Raw genomic sequence first — 17,056 nt, forward strand, 5'->3', positions numbered from 1 at the left:
AAAGGCCCGATCGCAATCAGGCCATTCCAGTGCTAATTACCGCTATCCGCGTCCGGCGGCGAGGCGTTCTTGTCCCCGGTGGCCGCCTTGGCTGCTTCGTCCAGACGGTTCTTCTCGACCTCACGCCAACGCTTCACATTATCATTGTGCTCTTCAAGCGTCTCGGCAAATACATGCCCGCCAGTGCCGTCAGCGACGAAGTAAAGATCTTTGGTCTGCGAGGGATGTGCAACAGCCTCCAGTGCGTCGCGGCCGGGATTTGCGATCGGACCAGGCGGCAGGCCGTTTACAGTGTACGTGTTATAGGGGGTTGGCTTTTCGAGGTCGGATTTGAGGATTGGCCGGTCAGAAGGTTTGCCCTTGCCTCCAAACAGACCATAAATGATCGTGGGATCCGACTGCAGGCGCATTTTGTTGTTCAAGCGATTGATGAAAACGGCGGCGACACGCGGACGCTCATCGGCCTTCCCGGTTTCCTTCTCGACAATGGAAGCCAACGTCACAAACTCGTCGATGGTCTTCAGCGGAATACTGGGATCACGACGCTCCCAAATGTCCTCGACGAGCTTCTTCTGGTCTGCCTGCATTTTCTTCACAAGCTCTTCGCGCGTTGTACCGCGGGAGAAACGCAGGGTATTGGCGAAGAGTGAGCCCTCACTCGGCATAGTTGCCGGCAGATCGCCCGTCAGCACGTCGTCCTCGCGAACGCGCTGGAAAATCTGTTCGACAGTCAGGCCCTCAGGAATAGTCAGCGAATGGAGAACAGACTTGCCGCTGCGCAAAAGGTCCATGATATCGCGCATGGAAGCGCCCGCCTTGATCTCATACTCGCCCGCCTTCATGTCGCGCTGATGGCCATAGGCCTGCACGCCGTACATGAAGACGCGGGCGTCGGAAATGATACCGCGCCGTTCAAGCCCGTCGGCAATCTCGGTGATGCCGGTGCCACTCTTGACGACATAATTGGTCGCGACATCGGTGGGCCCAGGCTCATTGAACGCAACCTTGCCGAAATAGACCGCTGCAGCGGCGGCGAGAACCACCAGCACGACAAGCGACAACATGAAATTGGCAAAGACGACGATCTGGCTGCGTGCACGGCGAGAACGCTTTTTGGGTGCCGGTGGCGGCGTGCCTGGTTCCGGGCGCAGCGCTTCAGAGGCCGATTGCGGCACAATCGGCTTGCGATCCGGCACGCTGGCAGCGGCTGAACCGTTTGTCTCTTCAGACTGCTGATCTGAGCTCACGCAAGCACCTCGCTCTAGGCCCGGTAGAATCGATTGTGAATATGGCGAAAGCGCGAACGCGCTCTCGCCACAGGATCAATCACTGTTGATAACGCCGCAAAACCAGCGAAGCGTTGGTGCCGCCAAATCCGAAGGAATTGGACAGCGCGATATCGATCTTGCGTTCCCGCGGCTTGTGCGGAACCAGATCGATCTTGGTTTCCTTGGATGGCTTATCCAGATTGATGGTCGCCGGAGCAATATTGTCACGGATTGCCAGAGCACAGAAAACCGCCTCAGTCGAACCGGCAGCACCAAGGAGGTGGCCGATAGAAGACTTGGTGGACGACATCGAGATTTTCGAGGCCGCATCACCGACAACGCGTTCGACCGCTCCAAGTTCGATGGTATCAGCCATCGTCGAGGTGCCGTGCGAATTGATGTAGTCGATATCGTCCGGGGTTATGCCGGCGCGCTTCAGGGCCATTTCCATGCAGCGCTGCGCACCTTCACCATCCTCGGATGGTGCTGTGATGTGGAAAGCGTCCCCGGAAAGGCCATAGCCGATCACTTCAGCGTAAATCTTGGCCCCGCGTGCAAGAGCGTGCTCCAACTCTTCCAGCACGACGACACCGGCGCCCTCACCCATGACAAAACCGTCGCGGTCATCGTCGTAAGGGCGGGATGCAGCAGTCGGATCGTCATTGCGGGCCGTGGACAGAGCCTTGCAGGCGGCAAAGCCGGCAAGCGAGATGCGGCTGACCGGCGATTCCGTACCACCAGCCACCATCACATCGGCATCACCGAAGGCGATCAATCGCGATGCGTCGCCAATGGCATGCGCACCGGTCGAGCAAGCGGTAACGACCGAATGGTTCGGGCCGCGCAGCTTGTGCTTGATGGAAACGTGGCCGGAAGCCAGATTGATCAGACGGCCGGGGATGAAGAACGGGGAGATACGCCGAGGGCCCTTGTCGCGCAGCGTATAACCAGCTTCGACAATACCTTCGAGACCGCCTATGCCCGAGCCGATCAAAACACCGGTGCGGATTTGGTCCTCATTGCTTTCCGGTGCCCATTTGGCATCCGCAAGCGCCTGATCGGCGGCTGCAACAGCGTAAATGATGAATGGATCAACCTTGCGCTGCTCCTTTGGCTCCATCCAATCGTCCGGATTGAATGTGCCATCGGTGCCATCGCCTACCGGAATACGGCAAGCAATCTTGCAAGGCAGATCTTCAACTTCAAATTCTGTTACACGCCGGGCGCCGCTCTGGCCGGCGAGAAGCCGCGACCAGGTGGCCTCAACACCGGATGCAAGAGGAGACACCAGCCCAAGGCCGGTTATGACAACGCGCCTCATGGCCGATCCTTCAATGTCATTTGCAACATGATTGTTTCCGGCCCCATGCATGAACGAGCAAGGTAGAACACCTTATATCACGATCCATGCGATGGCGAGCCGAACGAAAATCAGGCAGATGCCTTGTCGATGAACTTGACGGCATCGCCGACTGTCAGAATCGTCTCAGCAGCATCGTCCGGGATTTCAACGCCGAACTCTTCTTCGAAAGCCATCACGAGCTCGACAGTATCAAGGCTGTCGGCGCCGAGATCGTCGATGAAGCTCGCACCATCGGTGACTTTCTCGGCATCAACGCCCAGATGTTCAATAACGATTTTCTTGACGCGTTCTGCAGTATCACTCATGTGGAAACCTCAACCTGTTTGTTTTTCCCTATGCCTTGGTTAGCGGCACGGATGACTCTAATCAAGCAATAAGATGGTTGTTTCACCCTGTTCAGCAGCTAAAACACCCATCCTTGCGGCTCTTTCCTTGCGGAATTGAAAGGGCATCAAATCGGTTTGATTTGCCCAGACTGGTGCGCGACTTATCACGCTTTATTGCTGGCCTCAATCTCATAAATGTGATTGAGGCCGATACCCACCGATACTACAGGGTACGATGATGCAATCCGGCGCCAAGCGGCGTCAGATCATTGCCATGCCGCCGTTGACGTGAACTGTCTGGCCGGTGACGTAGGCGGCCTCGCTGCTGGCAAGATAGACAACCGACGAAGCAACCTCGGCGCCCGTGCCCATGCGGCGCATCGGAATGGCCGACATGATGGCTTCCTTCTGCTTGTCGTTGAGCTTGTCAGTCATGGCCGATTCGATGAAGCCCGGCGCAACGCAGTTGACCGTGACATTGCGGCTGGCAATTTCCTGAGCGAGCGACTTGGAAAAGCCGATCAGTCCGGCCTTCGAAGCCACATAGTTGGTCTGACCCGGGTTGCCGGTCACGCCCACCACCGAGGTGATGTTGATGATACGGCCATAACGGCGGCGCATCATCGGGTGGGTAAGTTCGCGGGTCAGGCGGAATACGGCTGTCAGGTTGACTTCAAGCACATTGTCCCAATCCGCATCACTCATGCGGACAAACAGCCCATCCTTGGTGATCCCGGCATTGTTGACGAGGATTTCGACGCCTTCCAGATCGGCTTCGGCCTTTTCGCCAAGTGCCTTGACCTCATCCCTGCTGGAAAGGTTAGCCGGAAAAATCTTGACCCGGTCGCCGAGCTCGGTCGCCAGCGCTTCGAGTTTTTCAACGCGCGTGCCGTGCAAGCCGACGATTGCGCCCTGCGCATGAAGTGCGCGGGCAATCGCCTCGCCAATACCACCTGTCGCACCTGTGATGAGAGCCTTGCGGCCAGTAAGGTCAAACATTGCGCGTTCCTTTTTAAGCGTTCAGGGCAGCCACAGCCGCATCGATGTCTTCCGGAGTGCCCACGGCGACGCCGGAAATGTCCTTGTTAATACGGCGCGCGAGACCGGTCAGCACCTTGCCTGCGCCAATCTCATAAAGTGTCGTCACGCCATTCTCGCCAAACCATTGCACAGTCTCACGCCAGCGCACTTGTCCTGTCACCTGTTCGACCAGCAAAGCGGCGATCTCGTCGGCGGACGTCACCGGAGCTGCGCGCACATTGGCGATGAGCGGGATAATGGGATCCTTCTTTGCAACATTTGCCAAGGCCTCACGCATGGCTTCTGCCGCGGGCTCCATCAGGGCGGAATGGAAGGGGGCGGAGACGGGGAGCATGAGGGCGCGCTTTGCACCCTTCGCCGTTGCGAGTGCAGCAGCAGCCTCCACGGGTGCCTTTGCTCCGGAAATAACCAGCTGGCCACCGCCATTGTCATTGGCGATCTGAACCGGTCCCTGCTTCGATGCTTCGGCGCAAATGGCTTCGACATCTTCATGCTCGAGGCCGATGATGGCGGCCATTGCACCCTCGCCTGCGGGTACAGCCTTCTGCATGGCATTACCACGAATACGCAGGAGCCTTGCCGTATCGGAAAGCGAGAACGTACCGGCCGCGCAGAGGGCCGAATATTCGCCGAGCGAGTGACCCGCGACAAAGGAAACCTTGTCCTTCAAGGAAACACCTTTCGACTCAAGCACCCGAAGAACCGCGATGGATACCGCCATCAGCGCGGGCTGGGCATTGGCAGTCAGCGTCAACGTTTCCTCCGGGCCGTCCCAGATGATCGAAGACAACTTTTCGCCAAGCGCATCATCCACCTCGTCGAAAACCGCACGTGCCTCGGCAAAATTCTCCGCCAGCGCCTTGCCCATACCTACGGCCTGGCTTCCCTGACCCGGAAAGGTGAATGCAATGGACATGTGCGATGCCTCCAGTGATACTATAGTGCCAATCTGCCGCGCGATGTGCCTATCAGCAAGCGCGAAGTCAAGCTTTCATGCTAGGATGGCCCGACACCAGACTACCCAGCGTTGGCCTAAGTGATAGATTGACTGTGGTCGAATACCCTTCTCTTAGTTGTCCAAATCTATTTGTTGCGGTATTCGATGAGCAAACGCCTTGAACAGATGCGCTGGAATCCGAAGGCAGACTGGCGCATTGAAGATGTACAGGCGGTTTGTAAAGAGTTTGATATTTCTTGCGAGAGGTCTCGCGCCGGTAGCTCGCACTATAAGATCACGCACGCTCCACAAATTGAGATTCTCACCATCCCTTTTAAAAGACCTATCAAGCCTGTATATATCAGAAAACTTTTAGAGTTTGTCGAAGCTGTGAGGAATGCGCGTGACCTATCATAAATATCCGGTCGTTGTTTCTCCCCTCGCTGATGAAGATGGCGGCGGCTTCGGCGCCTATGTACCTGATCTTCCTGGCTGCATGAGCGATGGCGATACGCCTGAAGAAGCCGTGCATAATGCATATGACGCCATCGAAGCTTGGATTGAGGCTGCCAGTGAACTAGGGCGGGAAATCCCGGCGCCATCGCACAAGCTGACATTTGCCTGATAAAAGCGGCATCCTGAGAAAATCCCTCGGCCGGGTTGCTTCTTGGAACATTTGCCCGTATAAGCCGCCCGTTCATTGCTCGGCGTCAGCTGGGGGCTGAACGGAGGGCCGGATTACAATCCGTCGAAGCGTAAAGCTTCAGCCTCCCGTGTCTCCGCTCTCGATCGTCTCCATCAGCGTCCTTTCTTCCCCGGTCACCCGGCAGAGAGATTCGCAGAGGTTTACCGTTGATACCGGGCAATATTAACGAAGAAAGGCAAAGACAATGGCTCTTTATGAACATGTGTTCCTTGCTCGACAGGACATTTCGCAGCAGCAGGTCGATGCGCTTGTAGAACAGTACAAGGGTATCATCGAGACCAATGGCGGCTCAGTCGGGCGTATTGAAAGCTGGGGACTCCGTGCCCTCACCTATCGTATCAACAAGAACCGCAAGGCGTATTACTCCCTGCTCAACATCAATGCTCCTGCAGCAGCTGTTGCCGAGCTTGAGCGCCAGCAGCGCATCAACGAAGACGTCCTGCGTTTCATGACGATCCGCGTTGAAGAGCACGAGGAAGGCCAGTCGGCCATGCTCGCACGCCGCGACGATCGCCGCGACCGCGACGACAACAAGTTCGGTGGCCGCGATGACGACCGTCCGCGCCGTCCGCGCCGCCCGCGTGACAACGAAGCCGGTGAAGGAGCAGAATAATGGTTGATATCAATCAGATCCCGACCCGCCGTCCGTTCCATCGCCGTCGCAAGACCTGCCCGTTCTCGGGTGCGAATGCGCCGAAGATCGACTACAAGGACATCAAGCTCCTGTCGCGCTACATTTCCGAGCGTGGCAAGATCGTTCCTTCCCGTATTACGGCTGTCAGCCAGAAGAAGCAGCGCGAACTCGCCCAGGCGATCAAGCGCGCCCGTTTCCTCGGCCTGCTGCCTTACGTTGTGAAGTAAGACACTATCGAAGGCGGCGGAATACGTTCCGCCGCCTTCGTTTTCTCCATCCGCGATGGGCGCGGGTCTGGTGAACTAGAAAACCCGAGTTGAGGAACTGGTTGAAAAACCGCCTCTAACTGCTTCGGTAAGCAGGACAGCGAGCGAAATGAAACCGACTGCAAAAGATATTGGCGTTGGAGTATTGGCGGGCCTCGCGGCCGCGCTGCTCTCGATTGGCGTTATCACGCAGTCGACCCTCGCCATGGCGCTGCTCCTGTTTTCTCCGCTGCCGATCTTTGTGGCGGCACTCGGTTGGGGTACTGCCGCAGGCTTCATCGCAGCCCTGTCGATGGCAGTCGCCGTTTCCGTCCTAGCCGCACCGACAGCTGCCCTTATCGTCGTTCTGATCACCGCCCTCCCCGCAGCCGCAGCCGCTTATTTCACCGGCCTGGCGCGTCCCGCGGAAGAAATCGGCGGTCCAAAGGACGTTACCGTTTGGTATCCGCTTGCCGATACGCTGCTGCGACTCGCCCTGATCGTCGGCGCCAGCTTCATCGTCATCGGTGTCATGATCGGATTCAGCGACGACCTTGCCGGTGAACTTGCGAAATCGCTGGGCCAGCAACTTGCCGCCAGCAACCCGGAGCTTGCCGGGAACGCCGACGTCGCACAGAACATGGCGCTCTTCGTCGTACGGATCCTGCCTGCGCTGCAGCCTGCGGTGTGGGTGATGATCATCGTCGCCAATCTCTATCTGGCACTGCGGCTCACGGCTGCGTCGGGCAAACTGCGCCGCCCGAAGGACGACTGGCCGCGCGCGCTGCGCATGCCGCGTCCTGCACTCATCATCTTTGCCGTCGCCTGCGCTGCCTGTTTTCTGCCCGGCGGGATCGGCTATGCGGCAACTGCGATTGCCGGTGCGCTTGGCGCCGGCTTCATGATGGCGGGCTTCGCCATGCTGCATGCAAGGACACGCGGTGCACCATGGCGCCCGGTCGCGCTATGGTTTGCATATCTCGCCGTTCTGCTCTTTGCCTTCGTGCTCTTCCTCTTCCTTCTGGCCGGTTTGTTCGACACGTCGCGCAACGCACCGGTTTCGAAGGCTGCGCATACAACACCACCCAATAACGACAATTGAACATCAGAACTTAAAAGGAAAACTCAAATGGAAGTCATTCTTCTCGAACGTATCAGCCGCCTCGGCCAGATGGGCGAAACCGTCAAGGTAAAGGACGGCTTTGCCCGGAACTTCCTCCTGCCGCAGGGCAAGGCTCTTCGTGCCAACGAAGCCAACAAGAAGAAGTTCGAAGGCCAGCGCGCACAGCTCGAAGCCCGTAACCTCGAGCGCAAGACTGAAGCCCAGTCGGTTGCCGAGAAGCTCGACGGCAAGTCATTCGTCGCCGTTCGCTCGGCTGGCGAAACCGGCCAGCTGTATGGTTCAGTTTCGACGCGCGATATTGCCGACCTGATCACGGCTGAAGGTTTCTCGATCAATCGCAACCAGGTTGAACTGAACACGCCAATCAAGACGATCGGCCTGCACAGCATCGTTCTGGCGCTTCATCCTGAAGTAGAAGCAACGGTCACTATCAATATTGCCCGTACGGCCGATGAAGCCGAGCGTCAGGTAAAGGGTGAAGACCTCACCTCCGCTGAGGCGATCTATGGCATTGAAGACGCACCGCTGTCTGACGAATTCTTCGATGAAGACGAAGAAGGCGAAGAAAACGCCTGATTTTACTCAGTAGATCATTCGAAAGAATGATCCCATCAATATTTTGAAACACCCGGCATCGCTGCCGGGTGTTTTTTTCTTTTCAGGAACAAAAAAACGATTAGATTTATTTGTTCTTCCCATGCCCGACCGTAGACTCGTTCCTGAGTCTCTCAATGGCCGAGCTCTGTCGTCAATGATGGAGATTGTTCATGAATGCCATTCTAAAGGCCGCACTCTCGCGGATGGTTCATACTGGCACTTTGATTATAACCGACTCATCCGGCAAACCCCGAACCTTTGGCGACGGAACCGGCGAGCCCATACATTTCCGTATCAATAGCGCTGCAGCGGAGCGAAAAATCGCTTTCGATCCGTCACTGCATTTCGCCGAAGCCTACATGAACGGTGAAATCGATGTTCTCGACGGTGACATCTATGATGTCTTGAAAATCATCTTCGAAAACACCGGTGCGACCGTCGCCAAGGAACCCTGGATGCTGGCGATCGAAGGCATCCGCCGCGCCACGCGACGCCTGCACCAGATGAACACCCTGACGCGTGCCTCCAGCAATGTGCAGCGGCACTACGATCTGTCTGAAGACCTCTACCGTCTATTCCTCGATACGGACATGCAATATTCATGCGCCTATTTCGAGCGGCCGGACGCAGCGCTGGAAGAGGCGCAGATGGCGAAAAAGCGCCATATCGCAGCCAAGCTGCTGGTTGAAAAGGGTCACAAGACCCTCGATATCGGCTGCGGCTGGGGTGGGCTCGGAATTTATCTCGCCAAGCATCTTGAAGCCGATGTTACCGGTGTGACGCTATCCCAAGAGCAACACGGCATCGCCAACAAACGTGCCTTCGAGGAAGGCCTGACGGCGCAGGCCCGGTTTGACTTGCGTGACTACCGGACGCTCGAAGAAAGTTTTGACCGCATCGTGTCCGTCGGCATGTTCGAACATGTCGGTATCGGTCATTTCCCGGAATACTTCCAGCATACAGCGCGCTTGCTCAAGAAGGATGGCGTTTTCCTCCTGCATTCGATCGGCCGCTCGGACGGCCCATCCTATACCAATGCCTTTATCCAGAAGTACATCTTCCCGGGCGGCTATATTCCCGCACTGTCAGAGGTCATTCCGCATATCGAAAAGGCCGGTCTGGTGATCACGGATATCGAAATCCTGCGCCTGCACTATGCCGATACGTTGCGGATCTGGCGGGAACGCTTCATGGCCAACCGCGAAAAGGCCAAGGCGATCTACGATGAACGCTTCTGCAGGATGTGGGAATTCTATCTCGCAGCCTCCGAGGCCGCATTTCGCTGGCAGAATCTTGTGGTGTTCCAGATCCAGCTGGCGCATCGCCAGGAGGCTGTGCCGTTGACGCGCAATTACATCGAAAAGGAAGAAAAGCGGCTGAAGCGGCTGGAATGCGAACGCAGCTCGGCCAACAGCCAGGTCAACCGAAAGGAATCGATCGCCGGGAGGTAACGTTCCAGTCGTTCGCAGGGCGTGGAGCCGTCCGCCCCCGGGTTCTGCTAAGCATCTCTTCTCCGTGATCCTCGTCCTCGGGTTAAACCCGAGGATGACCCGACGATGACGGAGAAGGAGTGGGATAATCCTGCGCACCCGCCCGCTCAGAACATCGCTTTTTCAGCACGACTCACGCTATAGTCACCCATCAGAGTCAAGCCACAGGTTTTCTTATCCGCATCTGTGTGAATTGCGGTGATAAGGACAAATCTGCCACGCTATAATTTTCCGCGATGGGCCATAATGAAGGGGAACAGGAAAAAGCGAAATGGCTGAAGCTACGGTACGCAAGATCAACGAGGCGCGAGACACCCTCTATCGGGAAGCCCCGAACAACATCGAGGCCGAGCAGGCCTTGCTGGGTGCTATCCTCGTCAACAATGACGCGTTCTATCGTGTTTCCGACTTCCTGAAGCCAACCCATTTCAACGAACCGCTGCATCGCAAGATTTTCGAAGTCGCTTCCGACATGATTCGCATGGGCAAGATGGCGAATCCGGTGACGCTCAAGACCTTCCTCCCCGCCGATGCAAAAATTGGCGAAATGACGGTCATGCAATACCTTGCGCGCCTCGCTGCAGAAGCCGTGACGGTCATCAATGCGGAAGATTACGGCAGGGCAATTTACGATCTCGCCACGCGCCGTGCGCTGATCACCATCGGCGAGGACATGGTCAACATCGCCTATGATGCGCCGGTCGATGTCGCGCCGCAGGGCCAGATCGAGGATGCAGAACGGCGGCTGTTCGAACTCGCGGAGACCGGCCGCTACGATGGCGGCTTCCAGAGCTTTACCGACGCGGTCAAGACCGCCGTGGACATGGCCAATGCCGCCTTCATGCGTGACGGACATTTGTCCGGCATCTCGACTGGCATACGCGCGCTCGATGCGCGCATGGGCGGCCTGCAGCCATCGGATTTGATCGTTCTGGCCGGGCGCCCCGGCATGGGCAAAACCTCGCTTGCCACGAACATTGCCTTCAACATCGCTGCAGCCTACGAGCCCGAACAGCTGGCGGATGGCACTTTCAAGGCGAAGAATGGCGGCGTTGTCGGGTTCTTCTCCCTCGAAATGTCGTCCGAACAGCTGGCGACGCGTATCATTTCCGAGCAATCGGAAATCAGTTCGTCGAAAATCCGCCGCGGCGAGATCAGCGAAGCCGATTTCGAGAAGCTGGTGGCCTGCTCGCAGCACATGCAGAAAGTGCCCCTCTACATCGACCAGACCGGTGGTATCTCCATCGCCCAGCTTGCGGCGCGTGCGCGCCGCCTGAAGCGCCAGCGCGGCCTCGATGTCCTGGTCATCGACTATATCCAGCTGATGCAGGGGTCCTCCAAGCGCGCCTCGGAAAACCGCGTGCAGGAAATCACAGAAATCACGACTGGCCTGAAAGCGCTCGGCAAGGAACTGAACACGCCGATTATCGCGCTTTCCCAGCTTTCCCGTCAGGTTGAAAGCCGCGAGGACAAGCATCCGCAGCTGTCCGACTTGCGTGAATCGGGTTCGATCGAGCAGGACGCCGACGTGGTGCTTTTCGTCTATCGCGATGAGTATTACATCAAGAACAAGGAACCGAAGGCCGGCACGGAAGAGCATTTCAAATGGCAGGCCGACCTCAACGAAGCCACGGGCAAGGCGGAGGTCATCGTTGCCAAGCAGCGTCACGGCCCGACGGGCACCGTGAGGCTTGCGTTCCAGGCGGAATATACGCGCTTTACCGACCTGGCCGAAGACTCGCATCTGCCAGAACGGTTTGAGTGATCATTTGACTGCCAGGAAACCTCACATCACTACTGCCGGCGCCGATCCCCGGCTTGCGGGCGGGCGGCTCACGATCGATCTCGACGCGCTCGTCGCGAACTGGCGTTTCCTCGCGGAAAAATCCAAGCCATCGAACACAGCCGCCGTGGTCAAGGCCGACGCCTACGGGCTTGGCATCGTGCACGTCGTGCCGGTGTTGTGGCAGGCAGGATGCCGCACGTTCTTTGTCGCGCTGGCTGAGGAGGGTCTGCGCGTCAAGGCCGTTGCGCCAGATGCCCGGGTATTCGTCCTCAATGGCTTCTTTGCCGAAGCATTTCCAATCTACGAAGAGTCCGACCTGATCCCGGTTCTGGGCTCGTTGCATGAACTCGCTCTCTGGAAGAAGCTGAATAAGAGCCGCAAGGAGAAACTGCCTTACGTGCTGCATGTCGACACTGGCATGAACCGTCTCGGCCTCAGCGTCGAAGAAGCTCTGACTTTTGCCGACGACGGGCGAAACCAAAAGCCGGTTCTTCTGATCACGCATCTTGCGACAGGCGATAATCCGGCTCATGCGCTGAACCAACAGCAATTTGAATCATTTCAAAAGCTTCGCACCGCTTTTGCAGGAATTGAATCAAGCATCGCCAATTCGCCCGGCATTTTTCATACGGAGAAGGGCGAATTTGATCTCAGCCGTCCCGGTGTTGCCATGTATGGCGGCGAGCCGCTCTCAGACGCTGCCAATCCGATGCGCGCCGTCGTGACGCTCGAAGCGCGCATCGTTCAAATCCGCACCGGATTGATGGGCGAAACCGTAGGCTATGGTGCTACAACGACGCTCAAACGCGATACGCGCATCGCGATCTGCTCGGTCGGCTATGCGGACGGCTATCTTCGTTCGTCCTCCGGCAGCGGAGTTCCCCTGCGCAATGCGGTTCCGGGCGGCGGCGAAGGCTTTGTGGCAGGCAAGAAAGTGCCGATCATCGGCCGGGTCACAATGGATCTCACCTCGTTCGACATTACCAACCTTGCAGAACGTGCGGTGAAGCCCGGGGATTACATTGAGCTCTTCGGTCCGAACATCGCCCTTGACGATGCTGCTCGTTCCGCGGGGACGATAGGTTACGAATTGCTCACCAGCCTTGGAAACCGGTATCACCGCCGCTACCTCCATACGAAAACAGCTGACTGATGGCCAAGCCGAGAATCCAATTCATCTGCCAGAATTGCGGCGCCGTGCACACACGCTGGGCGGGCAAGTGCGACGAATGCGGCGAGTGGAACACACTCGTCGAGGAGGGCACATCCGGAGGTATCGGCAGCGGGCCGGGCAAATTGTCGGGCCGCAAGGGCCGCGCAGTCGCGCTCACCTCGCTTTCCGGTGAAATTGAGGATGCGCCGCGGATCAAATCGGGGATCGGCGAACTCGACCGCGTTACCGGCGGCGGGTTCGTTCGCGGTTCGGCGATTCTTGTCGGTGGCGACCCAGGTATTGGCAAATCCACGCTGCTTACCCAGGCCGCGGCTGCGCTGGCGCGCCAGGGCCACCGTGTTGTCTATGTTTCCGGCGAAGAGGCGGTGGCGCAGATCAGGCTGCGGGCCCAGCGGCTGCATGCGGCGGATACGGATGTGCTGCTCGCGGCTGAAACCAATGTCGAAGACATCCTGGCGACAATCTCCGATTCGAAACGGCCGGATTTGATCATCATCGATTCGATTCAGACGCTGTGGACCGATGCGGCCGATTCGGCTCCCGGCACGGTGACGCAGGTGCGCGCCGGCGCGCAAGCGATGATCCGCTATGCCAAGCAGACTGGCGCCGCTGTCGTTCTCGTCGGCCATGTGACCAAGGAAGGTCAGATCGCCGGCCCGCGCGTCGTCGAGCACATGGTCGATGCAGTCTTGTATTTCGAGGGCGAAGGCGGCCACCATTACCGCATTCTGCGCACGGTCAAAAACCGTTTCGGACCAACGGACGAGATCGGCGTGTTCGAAATGTCGGATCGGGGATTGCGCGAAGTTGCCAATCCGTCCGAGCTTTTTCTCGGCGAACGCAATGAAAAGTCGCCGGGAGCTGCGGTTTTTGCCGGTATGGAGGGGACGCGACCAATTCTCGTCGAAATCCAGGCACTGGTCGCGCCATCGACCCTCGGCACACCCCGCCGCGCCGTTGTAGGATGGGACGGCAACCGGTTGTCGATGATTCTCGCCGTGCTCGAAGCGCATTGCGGCGTGCGCTTTGGTCAACATGATGTTTACCTGAATGTGGCGGGCGGATATCGCATAACGGAGCCCGCCGCTGACCTTGCGGTTGCATCTGCACTGGTTTCCTCCATTGCCGGTATTGCCCTTCCCGCAGATTGCGTCTATTTCGGCGAAGTCAGTTTGTCTGGCGCGGTTCGCCCGGTGGCGCACGCGGTGCAGAGACTGAAGGAAGCAGATAAGCTTGGGTTCAAGCAGGCTGTTCTTCCCAAGGGAAGCAACGACGTGGCAAAGAACGGCAATGCTCGTCTGACCGAGACGGCTTCGCTGCCGGACCTAGTGGCCCGGATCGCGGCGTCAGGACCCGGGAAGAGACAACGCGAAGACTGACCAGATTGGCCTGTTGGTCAGAATATGGGGATGAAAATAAATGCCGATTACGTTGCTTGACGGAATTCTATTGGGCATCACCCTCGTTTCGGCGGTCCTCGCCATGGTACGCGGCTTCTCCCGTGAAGTGCTTTCGGTTGTGTCCTGGGCAGCTGCGGCAGCCGCTGCCTACCTCTTCTACAAACCAGTCGTACCCTTCCTCACGCCGTATATCAGCAACGACACGATCGCGCAGATTGCCGCGGCGGGTCTGGTCTTCGTCGTTACGCTGATTGTTGTGTCCATCATCACCATGAAGATTGCTGATTTCATCATCGACAGCCGTATCGGTGCGCTGGATCGCACACTCGGTTTCCTTTTTGGTGCAGCACGCGGTGTTCTGCTTGTGGTTGTCGCCATGCTGTTCTTCAATTGGCTGGTCACGGACCGCCAGCCGGAATGGATCGCCCAGGCGAAGTCCAAGCCGATGATCGACTCGCTGGGGGCAAAATTGATCGGGCTATTGCCCGAAGATCCGGAATCGACCATTCTCAACCGGCTGAAACCCGGCACAACTCCGGCTCCGGATGCTGCCCCCGATGGAACGGCTGCACCGGAACCGAAGGAAGATATCCCACCGGAAGGTGCGACAAACCAGTAACTTGGCGTTTGCTTGGTAATGCCCCATATAGTGTGGCATAATGCAACATAGGCACAATTGAATCTGCGGCGAAAGGCTGGCGGTAATGACCGACATTTCTCGTGACGATAATCAATTGATGTCCCTGGATGACGACACACTGCATGAAGAATGCGGTGTGTTTGGCATTTTGGGGCATCCCGACGCCGCGACCCTGACTGCGCTCGGGCTGCATGCCCTGCAGCACCGCGGACAGGAAGCAGCAGGTATCGTCTCCTATGATGGCCGCCAGTTCTGTTCGGAACGCCGAATGGGCCTGGTCGGTGACCACTACACCAACCCGGTCACCCTCGCCCAGTTGCCCGGCGACCGGGCAATCGGCCACGTGCGCTATTCGACCACCGGCGATACCATCCTGCGCAATGTACAGCCGCTATTGGCCGAGCTTGAAGTTGGCGGAATCGCCATTGCCCATAACGGCAACTTCACCAACGGCCTGACGCTGCGCCGCCAGCTCATTGCCGATGGCGCTATCTGCCAGTCCAATTCCGATACGGAAGTTGTGCTGCATCTCATCGCCCGCTCGCGCAGCGCTTCATCCAGCGACCGTTTCATCGACGCGATCCGCCAGATGGAAGGCGGCTATGCGATGCTTGCCCTCACCCGCACCAAGCTGATTGCAGCGCGCGATCCGATCGGCATCCGCCCGCTGGTCATGGGTGACCTCGATGGCAAGCCGATCTTTGCTTCAGAAACCTGTGCACTCGACATTATTGGCGCAAAATTTGTCCGCGACATTGAAAATGGCGAAGTGGTGGTTTGCGAAATCCAGCCGGATGGCTCGATCAGTATCGAAACCTACAAGCCGCAACATCCGAAACAGGAACGCCTTTGCCTGTTCGAATACGTCTATTTCGCGCGTCCGGATTCGGTCGTCGGCGGCCGCAACGTTTACAACGCTCGCAAGAATATGGGCATCAATCTTGCCAAGGAAGCACCGCTTGAGGCCGATGTGGTCGTTCCGGTACCCGACGGCGGCACGCCTGCAGCCATCGGTTTTGCCCAGCAAAGCGGCATCCCCTTTGAACTCGGTATCATCCGCAACCATTACGTCGGACGCACCTTCATCGAGCCGACCCAGTCGATCAGAGCATTTGGCGTGAAGCTGAAGCATTCGGCCAATCGCGCCGTGATCGAAGGCAAGCGCGTTGTCCTGGTGGACGACTCCATCGTGCGCGGCACGACTTCCGTCAAGATCGTGCAGATGATCCGCGATGCCGGTGCGCGCGAAGTGCATATCCGCGTCGCCAGCCCGATGATCTTCCATCCGGACTTCTATGGCATCGATACGCCGGATGCGGACAAGCTGCTCGCCAACCAATATGCGAGCCTTGCTGCGATGTGCGATTATATCGGCGCGGATTCGCTGGCATTCCTGTCGATCGACGGGTTGTACAAGGCTGTCAGCGGTAACCCACGCGATCCGCGCGCGCCATTGTTCACCGATCACTATTTCACTGGCGATTATCCGACGCGGCTTCTCGACAAAGACGGTCCCAGCAACGTCCACAAGCTTTCGCTTCTCGCAAACAACGGTTGAGTTTTTTTCACGATGATTTCTGACGGCAGTTTTCGGCTGGACGGCAAGCTTGCGCTTGTCACCGGCGCATCCCGTGGCATTGGCTATTCCCTTTCCAAAGAACTCGCCGGCCGTGGTGCCCATGTGATTGCCGTTGCCCGCACGGTCGGCGGACTTGAAGAACTCGACGACGAAATCACGGCGGCAGGCGGATCAGCCACGCTGGTCCCGCTCGATCTGACCGATATGCCAGCCATCGACCGGCTTGGCGGCTCGATCCACGAACGCTGGGGCAAGCTGGACGTCATGGTTGCCAATGCCGCTGTACTCGGCACCATTTCACCGATTGGCCATGTCGAGGCAAAGGTCTTCGACAAGCTGATGGCGATCAATGTTTCCAGCGTCTGGCGCCTGATCCGGACCACCGACCCGCTTTTGAAGCTTTCTGACAGCGGTCGTGCAATCCTGCTGTCGTCGAGTGTTGCACACACGGCACGCGCTTACTGGGGCCCCTATGCGGCATCCAAGGCAGCGGTCGAGGTCATGGCCCGCACTTGGGCCGAAGAATCGCGTCAGACCCACCTGCGGGTCAACTCGGTCAATCCCGGCGCCACCCGCACTGCCATGCGGGCGCAGGCCATGCCCGGCGAAGATCCAGAAACGCTGCCAACACCGGCCGAGGTTGCCGCCAAGATCGCTCTCCTGTGCGATCCTGCGCTGGACGCAACCGGCAAGCTTTACGATGTGCGCGCCGGCAAATTTTTGAGCTATAACGACCCGAGCTAGTAC

18 protein-coding genes are annotated in these 17,056 nt (G+C 58.0%); 13 read left to right on the top strand and 5 right to left on the bottom strand.

The features are described from left to right. Positions 1-32 precede the first annotated feature (32 nt). The 5 genes from mltG to fabD all read right to left on the bottom strand — a co-directional run bounded on the left by mltG (position 33) and on the right by fabD (position 4,914). Positions 33-1,247 carry an endolytic transglycosylase MltG gene (mltG, locus tag BLM14_RS11460; RefSeq protein WP_099999478.1) on the bottom strand — a complete coding sequence of 405 codons (1,215 nt, stop codon included), beginning with the start codon at positions 1,245-1,247 and terminating at the stop codon, positions 33-35. 79 nt (positions 1,248-1,326) lie between these two features. Next, the gene (fabF, locus tag BLM14_RS11465; RefSeq protein ID WP_100001228.1) at positions 1,327-2,589 is read right to left on the bottom strand and encodes a beta-ketoacyl-ACP synthase II; all 1,263 of its coding nucleotides are present in this window, start codon (positions 2,587-2,589) and stop codon (positions 1,327-1,329) included. Between the two features lie 110 nt (positions 2,590-2,699). Next, entirely contained in the window at positions 2,700-2,936 is a 237-nt protein-coding gene (locus BLM14_RS11470; RefSeq protein ID WP_091880344.1) for an acyl carrier protein, read from the bottom strand. 282 nt (positions 2,937-3,218) lie between these two features. Next, the gene (gene fabG, locus BLM14_RS11475) at positions 3,219-3,956 is read right to left on the bottom strand and encodes a 3-oxoacyl-[acyl-carrier-protein] reductase (RefSeq protein ID WP_099999479.1); all 738 of its coding nucleotides are present in this window, start codon (positions 3,954-3,956) and stop codon (positions 3,219-3,221) included. 13 nt (positions 3,957-3,969) lie between these two features. Next, entirely contained in the window at positions 3,970-4,914 is a 945-nt protein-coding gene (fabD, locus tag BLM14_RS11480; protein WP_099999480.1) for an ACP S-malonyltransferase, read from the bottom strand. Positions 4,915-5,100: 186 nt separating this feature from the next. Between fabD and BLM14_RS11485 the strand changes: the two genes are divergently transcribed. The 13 genes from BLM14_RS11485 to BLM14_RS11545 all read left to right on the top strand — a co-directional run bounded on the left by BLM14_RS11485 (position 5,101) and on the right by BLM14_RS11545 (position 17,053). Further along, a complete protein-coding gene (locus tag BLM14_RS11485) occupies positions 5,101-5,352 on the top strand; it encodes a hypothetical protein (protein ID WP_099999481.1) in 252 nt (83 codons plus the stop codon). Further along, positions 5,339-5,560: a type II toxin-antitoxin system HicB family antitoxin gene (locus tag BLM14_RS11490; RefSeq protein ID WP_237143336.1), complete on the top strand. Its 222-nt coding sequence runs from the start codon at positions 5,339-5,341 to the stop codon at positions 5,558-5,560. Before BLM14_RS11485 ends, BLM14_RS11490 begins: the two co-directional genes overlap by 14 nt. A 265-nt stretch (positions 5,561-5,825) precedes the next feature. Next, positions 5,826-6,254 carry a 30S ribosomal protein S6 gene (gene rpsF / locus BLM14_RS11495; protein ID WP_099999483.1) on the top strand — a complete coding sequence of 143 codons (429 nt, stop codon included), beginning with the start codon at positions 5,826-5,828 and terminating at the stop codon, positions 6,252-6,254. Next, complete coding sequence (gene rpsR / locus BLM14_RS11500; protein ID WP_027229803.1) at positions 6,254-6,502, top strand: 30S ribosomal protein S18; 249 nt, start codon at positions 6,254-6,256, stop codon at positions 6,500-6,502. Before rpsF ends, rpsR begins: the two co-directional genes overlap by 1 nt. A 148-nt stretch (positions 6,503-6,650) precedes the next feature. Further along, on the top strand, positions 6,651-7,622 hold the full coding sequence (locus BLM14_RS11505) for a DUF2232 domain-containing protein (protein WP_099999484.1): 972 nt from the start codon (positions 6,651-6,653) through the stop codon (positions 7,620-7,622). Positions 7,623-7,649: 27 nt separating this feature from the next. Further along, positions 7,650-8,219, top strand: coding sequence for a 50S ribosomal protein L9 (rplI, locus tag BLM14_RS11510; RefSeq protein WP_099999485.1), 570 nt, complete (start codon positions 7,650-7,652; stop codon positions 8,217-8,219). 191 nt (positions 8,220-8,410) lie between these two features. Further along, positions 8,411-9,691 (top strand): SAM-dependent methyltransferase, encoded by a 1,281-nt coding sequence (locus BLM14_RS11515; RefSeq protein ID WP_099999486.1) that lies wholly within the window; start codon positions 8,411-8,413, stop codon positions 9,689-9,691. Positions 9,692-10,001: 310 nt separating this feature from the next. Continuing rightward, positions 10,002-11,495 (top strand): replicative DNA helicase, encoded by a 1,494-nt coding sequence (locus BLM14_RS11520; protein WP_099999487.1) that lies wholly within the window; start codon positions 10,002-10,004, stop codon positions 11,493-11,495. Between the two features lie 4 nt (positions 11,496-11,499). Further along, positions 11,500-12,669, top strand: coding sequence for an alanine racemase (gene alr, locus BLM14_RS11525; RefSeq protein WP_099999488.1), 1,170 nt, complete (start codon positions 11,500-11,502; stop codon positions 12,667-12,669). Then, positions 12,669-14,069 (top strand): DNA repair protein RadA, encoded by a 1,401-nt coding sequence (radA, locus tag BLM14_RS11530; RefSeq protein ID WP_099999489.1) that lies wholly within the window; start codon positions 12,669-12,671, stop codon positions 14,067-14,069. The genes alr and radA overlap by 1 nt, the downstream gene beginning before the upstream one ends. A 40-nt stretch (positions 14,070-14,109) precedes the next feature. Further along, entirely contained in the window at positions 14,110-14,709 is a 600-nt protein-coding gene (locus tag BLM14_RS11535) for a CvpA family protein (RefSeq protein ID WP_099999490.1), read from the top strand. A gap of 118 nt (positions 14,710-14,827) precedes the next feature. Further along, positions 14,828-16,288, top strand: coding sequence for an amidophosphoribosyltransferase (gene purF, locus BLM14_RS11540; RefSeq protein ID WP_204252020.1), 1,461 nt, complete (start codon positions 14,828-14,830; stop codon positions 16,286-16,288). Positions 16,289-16,300: 12 nt separating this feature from the next. Further along, positions 16,301-17,053: an SDR family NAD(P)-dependent oxidoreductase gene (locus BLM14_RS11545; protein ID WP_099999492.1), complete on the top strand. Its 753-nt coding sequence runs from the start codon at positions 16,301-16,303 to the stop codon at positions 17,051-17,053. The last annotated feature ends 3 nt before the right edge of the window (positions 17,054-17,056 follow it).

Source organism: Phyllobacterium zundukense (genome assembly GCF_002764115.1).
Lineage (GTDB): Bacteria > Pseudomonadota > Alphaproteobacteria > Rhizobiales > Rhizobiaceae > Phyllobacterium > Phyllobacterium zundukense.